Genomic DNA, 20651 nt, shown 5'->3' on the forward strand with positions numbered 1-20651 from the left:
TATCAATGTGCTGTCATTATTTATTACGAAATGATTTCTTTAAAGTTTCAAAAAATTTATACAAAAAAAAGGACGAGAACAGTGGATGTTCTCGCCTAAACGATTGGCTCCTTGGATGAAGGGGTTTTCATCTATTATATTAACAGCTTATTATTAAGCTAAATTTAATAAGTTGTAAATATATTGTAAACTATTCTTCAATATAATTTTTTGGAAAGATTAACGTAAACTTGGTCCCTTTTCCTACTTCGCTTTCTACTTTAATTTCTGCTTTATGTGCCTCCACTAAATGTTTCACAATCGCTAGCCCCAAACCGGTTCCGCCAGAGTTTCTCGTTCTAGCTTTATCAATTCGATAAAACCTTTCAAAAATGCGTGGAAGTTCATCTTTTTGTATGCCGACACCTGTATCTATTACACGAACGACGACTTCTCCATCACTATGTTCTAGCTCAATTGTCACCTTACCGTCTGCCTTAGTGTATGTTAAAGCATTGTTTATAAGGTTTATAAATACTTGTTTTAGACGATAGGGATCTCCTTTCACCCATACTTTTTCGGAAGGTAACACTAAGGAGAGATCAATATTTCTCTCATTCGCGTTACTTTCTAATAAAGTGTAAATTTCTGTAAGTAATTCCTTCATATCACAATCTTGTATATTTAATTTAAATCCTTGTTGTTCAATTTTAGATAAATCGAGTAAATCTTGAATGAGAGTTTGCAAACGTTCACTTTCTTTTAAAATGATAGATAAAAACGATTCTAACGTATCACGATGATTCATTGCACCATCTAGCAACGTTTCAGAGAACCCTTTAATCGATGTGATTGGCGTCTTTAGTTCATGCGAAACGTTAGCTACAAAATCTTTACGCATTTGTTCAAGCTTTTTCAACTCTGTAATATCATGAAAAACGAGAACAATCCCTTTCCATTCGTCGTTGTGTCCAATAATTGGGGCTCCATATACTTCAAAGTGCCTAAGTTCAAGATCTAACGGTATCATTAAGTGTTTTCGTATTTTTGATTCCGTCATAAAAACTTCTTTCACGATGTCGATCACTTCTTTATGGTGAAACGCATTATAATACAATTTATATAAAAATTCTTCCGGCTGCACATGGAACAATTCTTTATACGCTTTGTTCACAAGATTTATATAGCCTCTTCCATCAATTAATATTAGGCCGCTTCCCATATTTTCAATAAGTGTTTTTAACCGATCTTGCTGCATTTCTTGTGCACGAGTCATATCTTGTAAATTACGAGCTAATATGTTGATCGCCTGACTTAGCATTCCTGTTTCATCTAAATGATCTTCAAAAGTTCGAGCTTTATAATTCCCTTTCGCTAATTCAATGGCAACTTTCGTAGCAGACTCAATTGGTCTCGTATATTCGCGAGTAATGCGAACACCTAATATCATAATCACAAGTAGTGCAAGTCCTAAGCTGGCAATGAGTAAGAACCATACTTCTTTCGTTACCGAATTTATGGACTGTACGGGAGCTCCTAATACAATATATCCGTCAACCTCACTATTTTTTAGTATGGGTTTGCCATAAAAGAAAAAACCTTTATCTTTTTCCCAGATTCGAAATCCATCTTTCTTGTTACGATGGTTGGCAATGATAATTTCAGCAATCATTTCATCATTTCGATCTATATAAGACGCATCTGTATGAAACTGAACCTCTCCCTTTGCATCATAAAGGATAATATGGGAATTTAACGTTTCATTCGCCTTTTTCAATATCTCTTCCTTTTCAAACGTCGTTGGATTTCTACTTAACAATGCCTCAACGAATTCTACTTCCTTTTCAAACCGCTCTTCAAATGTTTGTAAGTAAAAAGAATTAAATAATTGGCCAAGAATTAACCCTAGTGCTACTAATACGGCAATGATTAACATCGTTAAAGCAAATAGTAATCGAGAACGAAACTTATTCATCGAGCTTCGGTTCCTCCAGCTTATACCCTAGCCCCCGGATCGTCTTAATATAAATCGGTTTTTTTGTGTTTCGTTCCACCTTCTCCCGCAAATGACTAATATGAACGTCAACAATTCGCGTATCACCAGCAAAATCATAATTCCAGACAGCACTTAATAGCTGATCCCGTGTTAACACTCTACCTTTATGCTTCCCTAAATATACTAATAGCTCAAATTCCTTCGGAGTTAAATCTAATCTTTCACCAGCAAAATAAGCTTCATAGTGTTCAGGCATGATGATTAATTGTCCAATCGTTATTTTGTTTTTATTATCTTCTACTTCAGGACGCTCTTGTTGCTTTACAGTTGTCGTAACACGTCTTAAAATGGCCTTTACCCTTGCAACCACTTCGCGAGGACTAAATGGTTTGGTCAAATAGTCATCTGCCCCTAACTCCAAGCCTAGAACTTTATCAAATTCATCATCTTTTGCTGTTAACATTAAAATAGGGATTTGCACTTTTTGTTGACGAAGTTGTTTGCACACTTCAATTCCATCCATACTCGGTAGCATGAGATCGAGAATGATAATATCTGGATTTTCCTCCAACGCTTTATTATACCCTTCCTCGCCGTCTGAAGCTGTAACAACTTCAAAGCCTGCTTGCTCTAAATTATATTGAAGAAGAGTAACAATGGATTGTTCATCATCAACAACTAATACTTTTTTACTCATACTAAAATCATCCAACTTTCTACTTGTATTTCCCTTCATCCAATCGCACTTATCATACTATTTTATATATTTTTTTGTTACACAACTATTTATTATTTTAACGAAAAGAAAGTTGATTCGACAACCATTGTAAGCGAAATTAAGAAAAGCGCAAGGCGCCTTGCCCGACCTAAGACAAAAATGTTCTTCACCAAGAAAGGTGCTCTTTTCCTTTATTGGATGAAAGTTATTTGAACTCGAGGGGGAGGTCACTTTCACAGGACACCATAGATTCCCTTCATCCCTGAAAACTTTGTCAAAATGATATAAATTTTGATCTTATCAAAAAAGCTGCTGATTAATCAGCAGCATATTTATTCTCATTATTCATTATCATCAGAAATTTTCAAGCGCTCTTCCGTTCATTGTATCCATTTGTTTTGGTGGACAAACGATTAATCGTGCCCTTACCACTTCAGCTTCTTTTTCATCTTTCGCTGTCACTTCAATAACTACTTCATTTTCTTTCACATTAACTTCTATTACTTCAAATAAAAAATGAACAACACTATAATGATAGACTGGTAAAGGAAATGCAAATGTTTGAGACTTAATATAACTTCCTGGCCCAGGTAAATACTTTGAAATAGCCGAAGTTACGATTCCTGTTAACATAATGGTTGGAACGACTGGTTTTTCATATGACGTTTGGGAAGCAAAATCGTGTTGAATAAAAAGAGGATTTGCATCATTCGTTAACCCTAAGTATAAAAGTAAATCTTTATCTTCGATTTTTTCCGTTAAGGTGAGTTTTTCACCTACATTCATTTCTTCAATTTGCCGTCCAAGCTTTCGTTTTTTGCCTAATAACATATGTTCCACCACCTAACCGTTTATTTGAAATCGCTTACATCAATCGTTTTTAAAGAGGAGCTAACAAAGCTCCTCATATTCATTTTTACACTAAGATGTTCATGACTTTTTTAACAGAGTCTGCAGATTTTTGCAACGCTGCTTTCTCTTCATCTGTCAGATCAAGCTCAATAATATCCTCTAAACCATTACCACCTAAAATGGTTGGAACACCTAAATAAATACCTTCAAATCCATATTCTCCTTCTAAATAAGCAATTGAAGGTAACACACGACGTTGATCTTTTACAATTGCTTCTACCATTTCTACTAATGCAGCTGCAGGTGCATAATAAGCACTTCCGTTGCCAAGTAGGCTGACGATTTCACCGCCACCTTTTCGTGTTCTTTCAACAATGGCATCTAAGCGCTCTTTTGGAATTAATTTTTCAAGCGGAATACCACCTGCGTAAGAGTACCGTACTAATGGAACCATGTCATCCCCATGTCCACCTAGCACGAATCCTGTAATATCTTTGACAGATAAGTTTAATTCTTGTGCAACGAATGTACGGAAACGCGCTGTATCTAATACGCCAGATTGTCCAATTACGCGATGCTTCGGAAATCCAGATTCCTGATACACTGTATAGGTCATCGCATCTACTGGATTTGTTAACACAATGATTATGCAGTTTGGAGAATACTTCACGATTTCTTTCGTAACACTTTTCATGACTTTTTGATTCGTTTGTACTAAATCATCACGACTCATGCCAGGTTTTCGAGCAATACCTGCAGTAATCACGACAATATCAGAGTCAGCAGTATCCTCATAGTTTGATGTACCAATAATATTCGCATCGAAACCTTGAACTGGACTTGCTTCAAGCATGTCTAACGCTTTACCTTTTGTCGGATTTTCTGCTTGTGGGATATCCACAAGTACAACGTCTCCTAACTCTTTTTGAGCAAGTAAGAAAGCAGTTGTAGCACCAGTAAACCCTGCACCAATAACAGAAATCTTTTTGCGTTTCATCATAATTACGCAACCCCTTTACTGTCATTATGTATCGTCTCTTTCAACGTGAAAGAGCAGAAGCTGCAGAAAGCAGCCTCTTTTCCATTTTACTCCATATTATTAATAAGCGCATCTCCGAACTCAGAACATTTTACTTCTGTTGCCCCTTCCATTAGACGAGCAAAATCATATGTGACAACTTTTGAAGCAATCGTCTTTTCCATTGATTTCATAATGAGTTGGGCAGCTTCTGTCCATCCTAAATGTTCTAACATTAATACGCCAGATAAAATAACGGATGATGGGTTTACTTTATCTAAACCAGCGTATTTAGGCGCAGTACCGTGAGTCGCTTCGAAAATAGCATGACCTGTTTCGTAGTTAATGTTTGCTCCTGGTGCAATACCAATTCCACCTACTTGAGCAGCAAGGGCATCAGAAATGTAGTCACCATTTAAGTTCATCGTTGCAACGACATCGAATTCACGTGGACGAGTCAAGATTTGTTGCAAGAAAATATCCGCAATCGCATCTTTAATGATAATTTTCCCTGCAGCTACTGCCTCATCTTGTGCTTTGTTAGCAGCTTCTTTCCCTTCTTTTTCAACAATGCGATCATACTCAGCCCAAGTAAATACTTTATCACCAAACTCTTGCTCAGCTAGCTCATAGCCCCAATTTTTGAAAGCACCTTCTGTATATTTCATAATGTTTCCTTTATGGACGAGAGTAACTGATTTACGGCCATGATCAATGGCATAATTGATCGCGGCACGTACGAGACGCTTCGTTCCTTCTTCAGAAACTGGTTTAATACCAATACCAGATGTTTCAGGGAAACGGATTTTATTAACACCCATTTCATTTTTTAAAAATTCAATAACCTTTTGGACTTCTTCTGAACCTTTTGCGTATTCAATGCCTGCATATATGTCTTCTGTATTTTCTCGGAAAATAACCATATCTGTATCTTCAGGACGTTTAACTGGTGAAGGAACTCCATCAAAGTAACGTACTGGACGTAAACAGACAAATAAATCAAGCTCTTGGCGAAGAGCAACATTTAACGAACGAATTCCTCCACCTACAGGCGTTGTAAGAGGACCTTTAATCGCAATCATATATTCTTGGATAACATTAAGCGTTTCAGAAGGCAGCCATTCACCTGTTTCGTTAAAAGCCTTTTCACCAGCAAGTACTTCCTTCCAAACAATTTTCTTTTCTCCACTGTATGCTTTCTCAACCGCTGCTTCTAATACCCTCGAAGCTGCAGCCCAGATATCTGGACCTGTTCCATCCCCTTCAATAAAAGGAATAATTGGATTATTTGGGACGTTTAATACACCATTAGTTACTGTAATTTTTTGACCTTCAGCCACGAGTATTACCTCCTAAATGTTATGTATAATTTTATTTATCAAATGAGGGGGAGACCCCCTCAATTAATGACGCTCGTCAATTGGTACATATACTTGTTTATCAGGACCCACATAGTCTGCACGAGGACGAATTAAACGGTTATTATCGTATTGTTCTAGTATGTGCGCTAACCATCCAGATACACGGCTAATAGCAAATATAGGTGTAAATAAATCATGATCAATGCCTAGGCTATGATACACAGAAGCGGAATAAAAGTCTACATTTGGTGGTAGAGACTTTTCACCCGTTACAATCTCTTCAATCTTTGTAGACATTTCGTACCATTTCGATTCACCTGTAAGAGCCGTTAATTTTCGAGACATTTCTTTTAAGTGCTTCGCACGAGGGTCTCCTTGACGGTAAACACGGTGCCCAAAGCCCATAATCTTTTCTTTTCGGTTAAGCTTTTCTCGAATGTACGGTTCTACGTTTTCCACTTCACCAATTTCGGATAACATCTTCATCACTCGTTCATTGGCACCACCATGTAATGGACCTTTTAGTGCGCTTATCGCTGCAGTGATTCCAGAATAAACATCAGAAAGTGTCGCAACACAAACACGAGCTGTGAAGGTTGACGCATTTAATTCGTGATCTGCATGAAGAACGAGTGCTTTATTAAAAGCTTCAACTGCTATTTCATCAGGTTCTTTCCCTTTTAACATGTACAAGAAGTTAGCAGCAAAACTTAAATCTTCTCGCGGATCAACCGGTTCAAGCCCTTCTCGAATACGAGAAAAAGCTGTAACAATGGTAGAGATTTTCGCTTGAAGTCGGATTGCTTTTCGATAATTTGCTTCAGGTGACATTTCATCCGCTTCATCGTCAAATAGACCTAAGTACGATATAGCTGAACGAAGTGCTGCCATTGGGTGTACTTTTTCAACTGGATATGATTTCAAATGCTCGATAACCTCGTTTGGGACTTTCGCATTTGAAGCAAGTTCCTGTTTTAACGTATGTAGTTGTTCTTTATTCGGTAATTTTCGATGCCAAAGCAAATAAATGACTTCTTCAAAGCTTGCGTTTTCTGCTAGATCATCAATGTTGTACCCTACATACGTTAACGTGTCATCTATAATGGAACTAATTGATGAAGTAGTTGCAACGACCCCTTCAAGACCGCGTGTTGCTGTCATAAACATCTCTCCTTTTCTATATAAGTATTCTTCTCGAATGGCACTGGAATTATATGTGAATACTTTCTATCATTGAGCGCATGCTCATAAAAAAACAAGAAAAGCTCTAAAAAAGAAAATGCTTTCATTTCTTTTTTTTAAAAAAACGAAAAAAATCATGGAAAACGTAACAATTAAATAGTAATATCCAATATTTATTAATTGTTTCAACTCTATTATAAACAATTATCAGACTTTTGTGAATCCAAAAAATAAGATATTTTTTAAGAAAATTATTTTTTTAATAAACAATACTTATAACTCTAAATAAGTATCCCTTATCTCTTATAGAAGAAAACAAAGGCTATACAAAAACCAGCATATCCGTTTAAACCTATTTTATCCAAACATTTTTGAATAGGTTATATTTTTCCTCTATATATATTCATTCTAGACAAATTAAATAAATTCCTTTATCTAATAAAATAAAATTTAAAGTTTTTTCATAAAATGATGCTTTGAACATCTGGATTGTTCAAAGCACGTCTCATAACATCATTTAAAAGGATTTTTTATACAATATACTCTGATATTTTACTAAGAAAAAAGTTTTACAAGTTGCATTGCTAAATAAGCAATTCCTGCTCCTATTAGCGGACCGACTGCAACCCCTTTAAAAAGAGCCACAGCTAAAATCGTTCCTAAAACAAGAGCTGTCGTAATATGAGGATCGTTTGCTAATAATGAAAGTCCATTTTTGGCAATTAATGCAACGGCTATTCCTGATAATAGAGCAATCCATGCATACGGAGATTTAAGGCTATCAATTAATTGTTTAAATCCAATCTCACCTGTTGCAATCGGTACTAAGACAGCTATCGTTATGACGGTTACTCCCCAATTTATACCACTTTTCTGAATGGGTGGTAAAAGCTTGTCATCAAGCCCAATCCATTTAATGATAAGTAATACGGAAACTGCTATGATTAGCGATTGATTTTTTGCAATAAAACCGATGATAAGTAATAACAACAAAAATAACGTTGATTGACTAAACATATACACACCTTCACTATTCATTATTATTTCATTTTTATAATTTTCTTTGAAGTATATCCCGATCAAATGAACCCTTCTAACCACTATTTTCGTATATAATGTTTGTAAAACGATTTTCGGAAACGGTTTATAGGAGGAGAGGAGATACATTGGATCGTACATTTTTGTTTCGTTTTTTACGATTTATATTTGTTATTGCTATTGCCATAGCAGGTGGATATATTACATTCCTTTTATCTACTTTGACATACCCTTTTATTATCGCCTTTATCATCGCTTTTTTAATAAACCCGATCGTTCAATTTTTTGAAGTTAGAACGAAGATGCCTAGAGGTTTGGCAGTCTTCATCGTTATCATATTAATGGTGAGCATGATTGCTGGTTTACTTACATTACTGATAGCAGAAATCATTAACGGTACAACGCACTTAGCCAAAGTTGTTCCAGATCACTTTCAAAAACTGATTTCATATATGGAAAATTTCATCGCTCATCAACTTATCCCGGTATATAACAATATGACGACGATGTTCCGCTCCTTAGAAACCAATCAACAAGAAACCATTTTAACAAACATTCAAAATGTTGGCGAGCAAATTACTACAAGCGTTGGGACATTTATAAAAGAAGCTCTTGAAAATATCCCCTCTTTATTAAGCTGGTTGCCTGACGCTACTTCTGTACTTGTCTTCTCACTGTTGGCTACTTTTTTCATTAGTAAAGATTGGAACAGGTGGCAGCGATTGTTTAGTCGCCTTTTGCCCGACCGAGCAAAAAAGAGTAGTTTAACGATTATTCAAGAATTACAAAAGGCATTGTTTGGTTTTGTGAGAGCTCAATTGACACTCATCTCTATTACAACCGTCATTGTATTAATCGGACTCGTTATTTTAAAAGTTAAATATGCCATGACCATTGCATTAATAATCGGACTTGTAGATCTTTTGCCCTATCTTGGAACCGGCCTCGTTTTTGTTCCATGGATAATTTATCTTACTTTTAGTGGAAATTTACCGTTAGCAATTGGAATCAGCATTTTGTATGTAATCGTTTTACTTCAAAGACAATTTATGGAGCCGAAAATTTTATCAACTAATATCGGAATCGATCCGTTTGCGACATTGGTTGCTCTTTTCGTCGGCTTTAAACTCGTAGGGTTTTTAGGCCTAATTATTGGCCCTGTCGTTTTAGTCATTTTAAAAACATTGCATACAGTTGGTATTTTTCAAGATATTTGGACCTTTATTAAAGGAGCTGAGAGATAAGAAAAGCACAAGCGCCTTATTCAGCCTTAGACAAAATTGTTTTTACAACGAAAAAGAGCTCTTTGTCTTTATGGTATAAGCTTATTTAACTCGAGGAAGGGGACGTGACTTTCACTAATCCTTGAAAATTTTTTCAAAATAATAACAATTGTGTTGATAAGAAGATAAAAATATAACGGGCTTTTAGAGCCCGTTATATTTTTATTCTAATTTCTAAATTTCACTCATAATTCTCACTTGAACGATGTACCTATGGTCGAATAATGGTAATACGATTTTGGTCGATTAATTTTCGGATGATTTTTTCGATGATAGGCTTTAGCATATTTCTTGTGCTTGGAAATAAAAGAAGAAAACCAATTGTGTCCGTAATAAAGCCTGGCGTTAATAAAACGACTCCTCCTACTAAAATACAAAGACCATCTAAAATCGCATTCCCAGGTATAGATCCGTAACGAAGCTCTTCCTGTACTCTTCGAATCGTTTCAAGTCCTTGTCGTTTAGCGAGATAAGCTCCGAGTACGCCTGTTAAAATAATAAGAAAAATAGTTGCCATTACTCCTAACGTTCTCCCTGAGAAAAGCAATAATCCAATCTCTAAAGCTGGCACAATAATGATAAGTGTTACTAACCACCGCATACATACACCCTCTTGTCATGTATTGACTTAAGTATATTGCAAAAAAAGAAAAAAGAGAAGGTGAATACATTCATCCTTCTCTTGCAACTTTACAGTACACTTGCATGACCTTTATAAATCATCCCTTGCGTTGCATCGACTGTAATTTCTAAACCGTCTTCCACCGCAGTTGTCGCATTCTCAACTCCTACAATGACTGGAATTCCTAAGCTTAATCCTACAACAGCCGCATGGCTCGTTAAGCCTCCTTCTTCTGTAACGATCGCAGCCGCTTTTTCAATCGATTCCATCATTTCACGATCCGTTCCTACCGTGACGAGAATAGCACCATCTGTCATTTTCGCTTTTGCTTCTTCAGGTGAATTGGCAACGACAACTTTACCAAACGCTGACTTCCTGCCAATTCCTTGACCTTTCCCTACAATATCACCGACAACATGAACTTTCATAAGGTTCGTTGAACCTGTTTCACCTACTGGTACACCAGCGGTTATAACGACACGATCACCATGCTTAACAATACCTGTCTGAATCGATTCACGTACGGCAATATCAAGCATTTCGTCCGTTGTTGTAGCAATTGCACCTTTGCGAGAATATACCCCCCAAACTAAACTTAGCTTACGAGATACTGCTTCGCAATCAGTAACAGCAACAATCGGTGCTTTCGGACGATATTTCGAAATCATTTTTGCAGTGTAACCACTCGCCGTAGGAGCAACGATTGCAGATACATCTAAATTTAGTGCTGTATGTGCAACAGATTGACCAATGGAATCTGTAATCGTTGTGCTCGCCTCTTTACTCTGCTTTGAGAGAATATGTTTATAATCTAACGCTTGTTCAACACGTGATGCAATATTGTGCATTGTTTGAACTGCTTCAACTGGATAACTACCAGCTGCGGTTTCCCCCGAAAGCATAATCGCATCCGTACCGTCAAAAATTGCATTTGCAACATCGCTCGCTTCTGCTCTAGTAGGTCGTGGGTTACGTTGCATTGAATCTAACATTTGAGTTGCCGTAATAACCGGCTTTCCTAATTTATTACATTTTTGAATGAGCTCTTTCTGCACAAGCGGTACTTCTTCAGCTGGAATTTCAACCCCTAAGTCACCACGAGCAACCATTAATCCGTCAGAAACCTCAAGAATTTCATCGATATTATCGACTCCTTCTTGGTTTTCAATTTTCGGGATAATTTGGATGTTTTCTGCGCGATGTTCTTCAAGTAGTTCACGTATTTCTAATACATCAGATGCACGGCGAACGAACGATGCAGCGATAAAGTCAACACCTTGTTCTATTCCAAATACAATATCCTTTGCATCTTTTTCCGTGATTCCAGGAAGCTTTACACTAACACCTGGCACGTTTACACCTTTTTTATTTTTTAACGTTCCGCTATTTAATACTTTTGTTTTTATTTCATTGTTCGCTTTATCAATGTCAACAACTTCTAAGCCAATCAAACCGTCGTCTAACAAAATCGTCGAACCGAGATGAACGTCATCAATTAATCCTTCATACGTAACAGAAATTTTTTCTGTTGTTCCTACTACTTCTGTCATAGATACAATAAGGTTCGATCCAGCTTGAAGCTCTATAGCTCCATTTTCCATTGTATGTGTACGAATTTCTGGACCTTTTGTATCAAGTAATATCGCAACATTTTTCCCTAATTTTTGAGCCGCTTTACGAATGTTCTCAATACGTGCACCATGCTCTTCATAATCACCATGTGAAAAGTTTAAACGTGTAACATTCATTCCTGCTTCCATTAATTTTTCAAGTGTTTCAACACTTTCACTAGCAGGGCCGATCGTACAAACAATTTTCGTTTTACGCATTTAAAATGAAACCTCCTAAAAGAGTTATGGAAACGATTCCACCTATAAAGTATTTCTCTTTATATCGATAACTCCTGTGATAGTTTATACATATTTTGGTCAACGTCATGCTTTTTATCTAAAATCTCTAAAATATCGTGATGAACAAGTTTATTGTTTTGCATTCCTACACAGCGACCACCTTGGCCATTTATTAAAAGCTCTACAGCATATGCACCTAATCTACTTGCTAAAACTCGGTCAAACGCTGTCGGTGAACCACCACGTTGAATATGACCTAATACGGACACACGCGTTTCAAGTTTTGTTAACTCTTCGATTCTTTTTCCAAATTCAACACCGCTGCCAACACCTTCAGCTACGATGATAATACTATGCTTTTTCCCGCGATCATGCCCTCTTTTTAAACGATTAATGATATCGTCCATCTCATAATCTGCTTCTGGTATTAAAATGGACTCAGCTCCACCAGCAAGCCCTGACCATAGAGCAATATCCCCAGCATGGCGACCCATTACTTCAATGACATATGTACGTTCATGGGATGTTGCGGTATCGCGAATTTTATCTATCGCATCAATAACTGTATTTAAGGCTGTATCAAAACCAATCGTGAAGTCCGTTCCTGGAATATCATTATCAATCGTTCCTGGAACACCGACACATGGAAATCCATGCTCTGTCAGTTTTTTCGCGCCCATAAATGAGCCATCGCCACCGATAACAACGAGACCTTCAATCCCATGCTTTTTTAACTGCTCAATACCTTTTTGTTGACCTTCAACTGTTTTAAACTCTTCACAACGAGCAGTGTAAAGCATCGTCCCTCCACGGTGAACAATGTCCCCAACTGAACCTAGCTCAAGCTTTTCGATGTTACCAGAAATTAATCCTGAGTAACCATGAAAAATTCCGTAAACTTCTAAATCATGATAAATCGCTTTACGAACAACTGCACGTATTGCCGCGTTCATTCCAGGTGAATCGCCACCACTCGTTAACACACCAATTTTCTTCATCATTATCACCTCGAAAATACTATATTACAAAACATAACATATGCACATAAAGGTACAATAAAGTCTTCATTCTGTTCGACTTTAACCCTTTACTATTATACACAAAACTAGCACTTATGTAAGGGGAGTTTTGTGCCATTAATGTTACATTTGGAAGAAAAGCGCAAGCGCCTTGCTCACCACCGACAAGCACAAACTAGCCGACTAAAATATGCTTTTTCCTTTCGGGCGGATTAGCTTGTGACCATCTGAGCCGATGGTATCTTGTCCTGATCACCAAAGACTCCTTTCACCATTGAAAACTTTATTAAAGATAAAATTTTGTTTTGTGAAAAAGAAAACGTGTCTCTTTTGACCAAAGAGTACACGCTTTCTTAGCTTACACAATTTCATCCATAAAAATGTAAGTGAACGTAAAAAAGAATAAAAATTTTAAGAGGTTACAAAAGATTCATCGTGAGAATATTCACCGATTTTTTTATATTTTTCGAAACGATGTTGAATTAATTGTTCATCATCCATCGCCATTAATTCCTTTAATGAACGCTTTAATGTTTCTTCTATAAAACGAGCTTGTTCGTCAATATTCCGATGAGCTCCTCCTTTTACTTCAGGAATGATCTCGTCAATAATCCCAAGTTCCTTTAAGTCTGGAGCAGTAATTTTCATCGATTCGGCTGCTTTTTGAGCTAAACTTGCATCCTTCCATAGTAGTGCAGCAGCACCTTCTGGAGAAATAACAGAGTAAGTCGAGTTTTCAAGCATATGAATATGGTTTCCAACTCCAAGAGCTAATGCTCCACCACTTCCCCCTTCTCCAATGACAATACAAATAACAGGAACACGTAACCCAGCCATTTCAAATAAATTTTTGGCAATAGCTTCACTTTGACCGCGCTCTTCAGCGGCTTTTCCTGGATAGGCACCTTTCGTATCAATAAAGCAAATAATCGGACGGTTAAATTTATCCGCTTGCTTCATTAACCGAAGTGCCTTCCGATAACCTTCTGGATGAGGCATCCCAAAATTACGGCGAAGGTTTTCTTTCGTGTCTTTTCCACGTTGATGACCGATGACAGTGACCGGGACATGATGGAACTTTGCAACGCCACCAACAATTGCTTGATCATCTCCATAATAACGATCACCGTGACATTCGAAAAAGTTCTCAAAGAGACGATCGATATAGTCTAAAGTTGTTGGACGGTTTGGGTGTCTAGCAATTTGCACTCGGTTCCATGGAGTTAAATGATGGTATATTTCTTGTTCAAGATTTTGAAGTCTCTTTTCTAGCTTCTCAATTTCAGAAGATAGATCGACATCTGCTGTTTCGGTAAATTCTTTTAATTCCCGGATTTTTTCCCTAAGCTCAATAACCGGCTTTTCAAACTCTAGTTCTCCTACCACGTGACTTCACCCTTTCCATAGTGAATATCAAGAAGATTAACGAGCGTATCTCTTAAGTCGTGACGATGTATAACGGCATCAAGTTGTCCATGCTTCAGTAAAAATTCAGCCGTTTGAAAATCATCTGGTAACTCTTCACGAATCGTTTGTTCGATAATTCTGCGACCAGCAAACCCGATTAAAGCACCAGGCTCTGCAAAGTTATAATCGCCTAATGAAGCAAAGCTTGCCGATACTCCACCTGTTGTTGGGTGTGTCATAACAGAAATAATCAGACCACCGCTTTCACTAAATAGTTTTAAAGCAGAGCTTGTTTTGGCCATTTGCATAAGGCTTAATACACCTTCTTGCATGCGAGCACCACCAGATGCTGTAAAGATAATGAATGGCGCTTGCTTTTCATTTGCTTTTTCAATCGCTCTCGTTATCTTTTCACCTACAACTGAACCCATACTCCCCATGCGGAAATTTGAATCCATGATAGCCATTACAACTTGGAAACCTTCTATTTTCCCTTCTCCTGTAACGATCGCTTCATTTAAACCCGTTTTCTCACGATCCTTTTCAAGCTTTTCCATATAACTTGGAAAGCCAAGCGGGTTTTTCGATGTTAAGCCTTTATCGTATTCAACAAAAGTATTTTCATCAAATAAGCTCGCTATCCGCTCTTTTGCCCCCATCTGATGATGATGTCCACAATTCATACATACACGTAAATTTTTATTTAATTCTTTTGTATACATAATTTTTTTACAGCTTGGACATTTCGTCATAATCCCTTCAGGAATTTCTTGCTTTGCTTGCTCAGACGGGATGGTTGCATATTTCTTTTTCTTTGTAAAAATATTTTTGATCACTATAGAAACCTCCCTTTTAAAGAATCGAAGCTAAGATTCTTTAAACCTTATACTGTTTTGGAAGATAGTTGCTTATATACCTCCATAACACTTTGTTGATCTTCTTCCATTAACTTATCAATTAATTTTCCGAATAAATCTTTTGAAACATGATTGTTAGCAGGAAGTACAGACCTTACGTATTGGTTGAGCACAGTCCAAATTTTAAATAATAATTTGTTGTCTGCTAATAATAGTAAATGAGCCATGATAGACTGGACATGTGCTTCATTCATTCGACTTTTTAAATCATATAATTCCTTTTTCGGCCTTTTTCTTAGTATTAACATAAGTGCATTCATTTCTAACATTTCATTCATTTCTAATAAATCATTTTTTGTATTTGCCTCTTGAAGAATGAATGTTCCTAATAGCGGAATGAGATGATTTTCATGAACATTTTTTAAAAATGTCCCTTCACCTCGTCTTGTTTCGATAATCCCTAAAAGTTCAAGAGCCCTCAAAGCTTCACGAACAGATGAGCGACCAACGGAGAGACGCTCGGCCAATTCCCGTTCGGAAGGAATTTTATCGCCTGGCACTAATTGATCGTTTTGGATAATATCTCGAATTTCCTTTAACGTATTTAGGAAAACCTTCGAATTTGAAGGTGTCACGTTTCAATCACTCACTTTTCCTCAATAATCGCAAGCTTTTTCGTCTTTTCTTCAATTTCTTTCGGATCCACTTTAATACGAGCAACACCTGTTTCCATAGCCGCTTTTGCGACTGCTGCGGCGACTGCTGGGGCAATTCTTGAATCAAAAGGAGCTGGAATGACATAATCAGACCGTAATTCCTCTTCTGATACGAGAGAAGCTATTGCACTTGCAGCAGCCATTTTCATTTGTTCATTAATATGCGTGGCTCTTACATCTAATGCACCTCGGAAAATTCCCGGAAATGCTAACACATTATTTACTTGGTTTGGAAAATCCGAGCGGCCTGTTCCAACTACTTTTGCTCCCGCTGCCTTTGCGTCTTCAGGCATGATTTCTGGCACCGGATTAGCCATTGCAAAAATAATAGGGTCTTTTTCCATTGATTGAATCATTTCTTTAGTTAATGCTCCCTCAACTGAAACACCGATGAACACGTCAGCACCACGAATGACGTCCCCTAAAGACCCTTCAATATGGTCACGATTCGTAAATTTTGCTACATCATCTTTTACATGATTCATTCCGTATGAACGTCCTTCGAAAATAGCCCCTTTTGAATCACACATAATGATGTCACGAACACCATAGCGGTATAATAGCTTTATAATGGCAATTCCTGCGGCACCCGCACCATTTGCGACAACTTTAATATTGGACAGCTTTTTCCCGACCAATTTAAGGGCATTTAATAATGCTGCAACGGTTACAATCGCTGTTCCGTGTTGGTCATCATGAAAAATAGGAATATTCGTTTCCTTTTTTAACCGTTCTTCTATTTCAAAACAATTCGGTGCAGCAATGTCTTCTAAATTGACACCACCAAAAGTAGGCTCTAATAGCTTTACTGTTTCGACAATACGATCTACATCTGTCGTACCTAAACAAATGGGAAAAGCGTCTACACCAGCAAAGCTCTTAAATAAGACAGCTTTTCCTTCCATAACTGGCAATGAAGCTTCAGGTCCAATATTCCCTAGCCCTAACACAGCCGTTCCATCCGAAACGACAGCAACCATATTTCCCTTCATTGTATATTCATAGACTTTACTTTTATCGTCATAAATGTCTTTACATGGTTCAGCTACCCCTGGTGAATAAGCTAAACTTAAATCTTTTGCATTCCTTACCGGGACTTTTGATTTAGATTCTAATTTCCCTTTATTAACACGATGCATATGTAAAGCTTCTTCTCTTATTGACAATTATATTCACTCCTTAAAGGCACAAAAGTTCTTTAAAGGTGGTCTGACCACTTTTACCACCCTTAAAATATATCATATTTTATTTGATTGTAAAGAAAAGAAAAACGCAAGGCACCACAATTGTGACTCACTGCCGCCCGCTCTACTCACAATATCTCCATCACGGCTCGGCAACAAGCACAGCTATTCTTTAAGTACAACGTTTCGTTCGCCAACAATACCTTTTAAACTCTTTAAACAATCCGCTGTCGGGTTTACCCAATAATCAGTTTGTAATTGAACCGTTTTCTTCAATTGGGCATAGTATATATAAACGGGATATGATCCTTTATATGCACGCAATATTTTCTTAATACCTTGTATTGAATCTGCCTGCTGCACATCTCCTTCAAGCTTAATAAAAAGTCTTCCTTTATGATCCTGCTCGAGATGCTTGAGGTCTTCAACCGATTGAATAATGATTTGCATTCGTTCTCGGCGTCGATCAACCTTACCTTGAATGAAAACAATAGAGCCTATTTTTATCTTATCACTATATTTTGCATAATCATTTGGAAAAATGACGGCTTCCATTTCACCACTTGCATCACTAATCGTTAAAAAAGCCATTGTCTCCCCTTTTTTCGTACGTATCGGTTTAACGTTCGTGATATAAACACCTACTTTTATTTTCCGTTCGATCCATTTAAAACAATCAACAAGCGGAATCGTTCCATTCGCTTTCATCACATCACGATAGATGTCTACTGGATGGTTGGAAAAATAAAACCCGATCACCTCTTTTTCATACTGCAGTTTCTTATGTATCGGCATTGTTTCTACCTCTACATATTTCGGTTTAATCGTTAATTCCTCTTGAAGAAATAAATCAAATTGGTTCTCACCATCTTCAATTTTTAATAATTCAGCATGATCTAATGCAACATCGACTGAAGCTAACAAGGTTGCCCGGTCTTTTGCAAATTCATCAAAAGCACCTGAAAAAATAAATGATTCAAGCGTACGGCGATTAACAGCCTTAGATGATACACGGACGCAGAAATCAAATAAATCGGTAAAAGGCTTTTTCTTCCGTTCTTTAAAAATCTCTTTTAAAGCAGAATTTCCAACATTTTTAATAGATGCTAAGCTATATCGAATGGCCCCTTTTTCAATTAAGAATGTGTAGCCGCTTTTATTAATAGATGGTGGAAGAATCAACATCCCTTTTCGTTTACACTCCCTAAAATAGTGAGAAAGCTTTGTTTCATTTCCACTCACACTCGTTAGTAATGCCGCCATGAAATATAAAGGATAATGTGCTTTTAAATAGGCCATTTGGAATGAAATCATACTATAAGCTACTGCATGACTTCGGTTGAAGCCATAGTTAGCGAATTTGACGATTAAGTCATATACTTTATTCGCCGTATTTTCTTCATACCCCTTCTTTAAACAACCTTGGACAAAATGCTCACGTTCTCGTTCTAAAATTTCTTTTATTTTTTTGCCAACAGCTCTTCTAAGTAAATCTGCTTCTCCTAAAGAAAATCCTGCCATTGTCGAAGCAATTTCCATAATCTGTTCTTGATAGACGACTACACCGTGCGTAGTTGATAAAATATTTTGCAAATCTTCATGTGGATATTCCACCGGTTTTCTTCCATGCTTTCGATCAATAAACAACGGGATATTTTCCATCGGACCTGGACGATAAAGAGCGTTGACCGCTACAATATCTTCTAACGATGATGGGGACAAACGTCTTAATACTTTTCTCATTCCTTCTGATTCTAACTGAAAAACACCGGTTGTATCTCCTTCTGCAAGCAATGCCAATGTTTTTGGATCGTCATAATGTATTTGGTCAAAAGAAATTCGTTTTCCTTCATACCGTTCAATCAGCTCTTTCACATTTTCGATTAACGTTAAATTCCGAAGTCCTAAAAAGTCCATTTTCAATAAGCCAACGTCCTCTAAGTAATCCATAGAGAACTGTGTTAAATACACACCATTGTGACCTTGTTGAATCGGGACCATATCAACGAGTGGTTGTTCACTTATGACGACTCCCGCAGCATGTGTGGATGAGTGCCGTGGTAAACCTTCCACTTTCAATGCTGTTTCAAAAATTTTCCTCGCTACGTTAGACTGGGCTATTTTTTCTTGTAAAAGAGTGGATTCATCCAATGCTTCCTTTAGTGTAATTCCTGGTTTTGATGGAATGAGCCTCGCGAGTGAATCCGCTTCTTTTTGCGATGCACCCAGTACCTTAGCAACATCACGAATCGCTGCTTTGGCTGCTAATGTACCGAATGTGATAATTTGTGCCACATGACTTTTCCCATATTTATTGGCCACATAATGAATGATTTCATCTCGTCTCGTGTCAGGAAAATCAATATCGATATCCGGCATCGATATCCTTTCTGGATTTAAGAACCGCTCAAAAAGTAAGTTATACGCTATAGGATCAACGTCTGTTATATATAATACGTAAGCAACAAGCGAACCGGCTGCAGATCCACGCCCCGGGCCCGTAACGATACCCATTTCTCGCGCATAGTGCATAAAATCTGACACAATTAAAAAATAGTCGCTAAATTTCATTTTTTTTATGACTTCTATTTCATACAAAAGGCGATTATAGTATGCATCCGTAGGGTGCTCAATACGTCTTTTTAACCCTTCAAAGCATAATCGTTCTAAATACTGATCTTTGTCGATCCCATTTGGAACAGGAAATTTCGGTAAACTCGGTTTTCCTAACGTCAAATTCACATTACATTGTTCCGCAATACGATTCGCATTGACGATCGCTTCTGGCAAATCATGAAACAAAGCTTGCATGGATGCTTCATTTTTAAAGTATCGCTCCGTAGAACATTTTTCATTTTCTTCGACTTTTGTACCATTTTTAATGGCTGTTAAGCAATCATAAGCAAAAGCATCTGTTTTATCGACATACACAACATCATTTGTCGCTACAAGTGGTATATATAAATCGTTCGATAACTTCATCAGCTTTTCATGCACATATTGCTCCTCTTTATTTCCAAGACGTTGAATCGAAATATAAAAAGAATCTTTTTCAACTATTTGCCTAAAGTATTGGGCTACCTTATAAGCTTCTTCATCTTTTCCCTCTAACAAAAAAGTTTCAATAATGCCACTTAAGCCAGGAGTAAGCATGAACAGACCTCGGCTATATGTTTTAAACAAGGAAAGCGGAATTCCATTTTCATACTTTGTTTGCATGAAACTGCTAAGCTTTAATAAATGTTTATATCCTATGTCGTTTTTAGCAAGAAGAACAAACGGAAAACTGTTGCCTTTAATTTGAATCGAAACCGTTAACCCTATGATAGGTTTAATCTGATGTTTCTTACACAATTTATAAAAAGCAATCGTTCCATATAATACATGAACATCTGTTAAGGCAATCGCTGTATATTGATGTTTTTTTGCACGTTCTACAAGTTTTTCCAAGCTTACTGCACTTGAAAGCAGACTATATGCACTTTTTACTTGAAGGTGAACGAATGACAATCAAACTCCCACCTTTACCTCTAATGTTATATTTCATTATAGTCCCTTTTGTTCTTACA

Annotated in this window: 16 protein-coding genes; 1 reads left to right on the forward strand and 15 read right to left on the reverse strand. The window is 37.1% G+C overall.

The genetic code is table 11. The annotated features are described in order from the left end of the window. Nucleotides 1–190: 190 nt before the first annotated feature. From pnpS to MLD65_RS07475, 7 genes are all read right to left on the reverse strand, one after another. On the reverse strand, nt 191–1954 hold the full coding sequence (gene pnpS / locus MLD65_RS07445; protein WP_243291235.1) for a two-component system histidine kinase PnpS: 1764 nt from the start codon (nt 1952–1954) through the stop codon (nt 191–193). Beyond that, nucleotides 1947–2672, reverse strand: coding sequence for a response regulator transcription factor (locus MLD65_RS07450; protein WP_243291236.1), 726 nt, complete (start codon nt 2670–2672; stop codon nt 1947–1949). Before MLD65_RS07450 ends, pnpS begins: the two co-directional genes overlap by 8 nt. Before the next feature lie 375 nt (nt 2673–3047). Further along, nucleotides 3048–3524 (reverse strand): MaoC family dehydratase, encoded by a 477-nt coding sequence (locus MLD65_RS07455; protein WP_243291237.1) that lies wholly within the window; start codon nt 3522–3524, stop codon nt 3048–3050. An 85-nt stretch (nt 3525–3609) separates the two neighbouring features. Then, the gene (mdh, locus tag MLD65_RS07460; RefSeq protein ID WP_279325999.1) at nt 3610–4542 is read right to left on the reverse strand and encodes a malate dehydrogenase; all 933 of its coding nucleotides are present in this window, start codon (nt 4540–4542) and stop codon (nt 3610–3612) included. A gap of 89 nt (nt 4543–4631) precedes the next feature. Beyond that, on the reverse strand, nt 4632–5903 hold the full coding sequence (gene icd / locus MLD65_RS07465) for an NADP-dependent isocitrate dehydrogenase (RefSeq protein ID WP_243291238.1): 1272 nt from the start codon (nt 5901–5903) through the stop codon (nt 4632–4634). 63 nt (nt 5904–5966) lie between these two features. Then, nucleotides 5967–7085, reverse strand: coding sequence for a citrate synthase (gene citZ / locus MLD65_RS07470; protein WP_243291239.1), 1119 nt, complete (start codon nt 7083–7085; stop codon nt 5967–5969). 576 nt (nt 7086–7661) lie between these two features. Then, on the reverse strand, nt 7662–8123 hold the full coding sequence (locus MLD65_RS07475; RefSeq protein ID WP_243291240.1) for a DUF441 domain-containing protein: 462 nt from the start codon (nt 8121–8123) through the stop codon (nt 7662–7664). Between the two features lie 149 nt (nt 8124–8272). On the opposite strand from MLD65_RS07475, the gene ytvI reads away from it, so the two are divergent. Further along, nucleotides 8273–9388, forward strand: a complete 1116-nt coding sequence (gene ytvI / locus MLD65_RS07480; protein WP_243291241.1) for a sporulation integral membrane protein YtvI — start codon at nt 8273–8275, stop codon at nt 9386–9388. Nucleotides 9389–9638: 250 nt separating this feature from the next. Here the strand turns inward: ytvI and MLD65_RS07485 are convergent, their stop codons facing one another. The 8 genes from MLD65_RS07485 to dnaE all read right to left on the reverse strand — a co-directional run bounded on the left by MLD65_RS07485 (nt 9639) and on the right by dnaE (nt 20592). Next, nucleotides 9639–10028, reverse strand: coding sequence for an FxsA family protein (locus MLD65_RS07485; protein WP_243291242.1), 390 nt, complete (start codon nt 10026–10028; stop codon nt 9639–9641). Nucleotides 10029–10117: 89 nt separating this feature from the next. Beyond that, entirely contained in the window at nt 10118–11878 is a 1761-nt protein-coding gene (gene pyk / locus MLD65_RS07490) for a pyruvate kinase (RefSeq protein WP_243291243.1), read from the reverse strand. A gap of 59 nt (nt 11879–11937) precedes the next feature. Then, on the reverse strand, nt 11938–12897 hold the full coding sequence (gene pfkA / locus MLD65_RS07495) for a 6-phosphofructokinase (RefSeq protein WP_243291279.1): 960 nt from the start codon (nt 12895–12897) through the stop codon (nt 11938–11940). 432 nt (nt 12898–13329) lie between these two features. Further along, nucleotides 13330–14304 (reverse strand): acetyl-CoA carboxylase carboxyl transferase subunit alpha, encoded by a 975-nt coding sequence (gene accA, locus MLD65_RS07500; protein ID WP_243291244.1) that lies wholly within the window; start codon nt 14302–14304, stop codon nt 13330–13332. Further along, nucleotides 14298–15161 (reverse strand): acetyl-CoA carboxylase, carboxyltransferase subunit beta, encoded by an 864-nt coding sequence (gene accD / locus MLD65_RS07505; protein WP_243291245.1) that lies wholly within the window; start codon nt 15159–15161, stop codon nt 14298–14300. Before accD ends, accA begins: the two co-directional genes overlap by 7 nt. A 47-nt stretch (nt 15162–15208) precedes the next feature. Beyond that, a complete protein-coding gene (locus MLD65_RS07510) occupies nt 15209–15817 on the reverse strand; it encodes a FadR/GntR family transcriptional regulator (protein WP_243291246.1) in 609 nt (202 codons plus the stop codon). 11 nt (nt 15818–15828) lie between these two features. Beyond that, complete coding sequence (ystJ, locus tag MLD65_RS07515; protein WP_243291247.1) at nt 15829–17064, reverse strand: NADP-dependent malic enzyme; 1236 nt, start codon at nt 17062–17064, stop codon at nt 15829–15831. Nucleotides 17065–17247: 183 nt separating this feature from the next. Next, the gene (gene dnaE, locus MLD65_RS07520) at nt 17248–20592 is read right to left on the reverse strand and encodes a DNA polymerase III subunit alpha (RefSeq protein WP_243291248.1); all 3345 of its coding nucleotides are present in this window, start codon (nt 20590–20592) and stop codon (nt 17248–17250) included. Between the last annotated feature and the right edge of the window lie 59 nt (nt 20593–20651).

Source organism: Bacillus sp. FJAT-47783 (genome assembly GCF_022808615.1).
In the GTDB taxonomy this organism is placed as follows: Bacteria; Bacillota; Bacilli; order Bacillales; family Aeribacillaceae; genus Bacillus_BZ.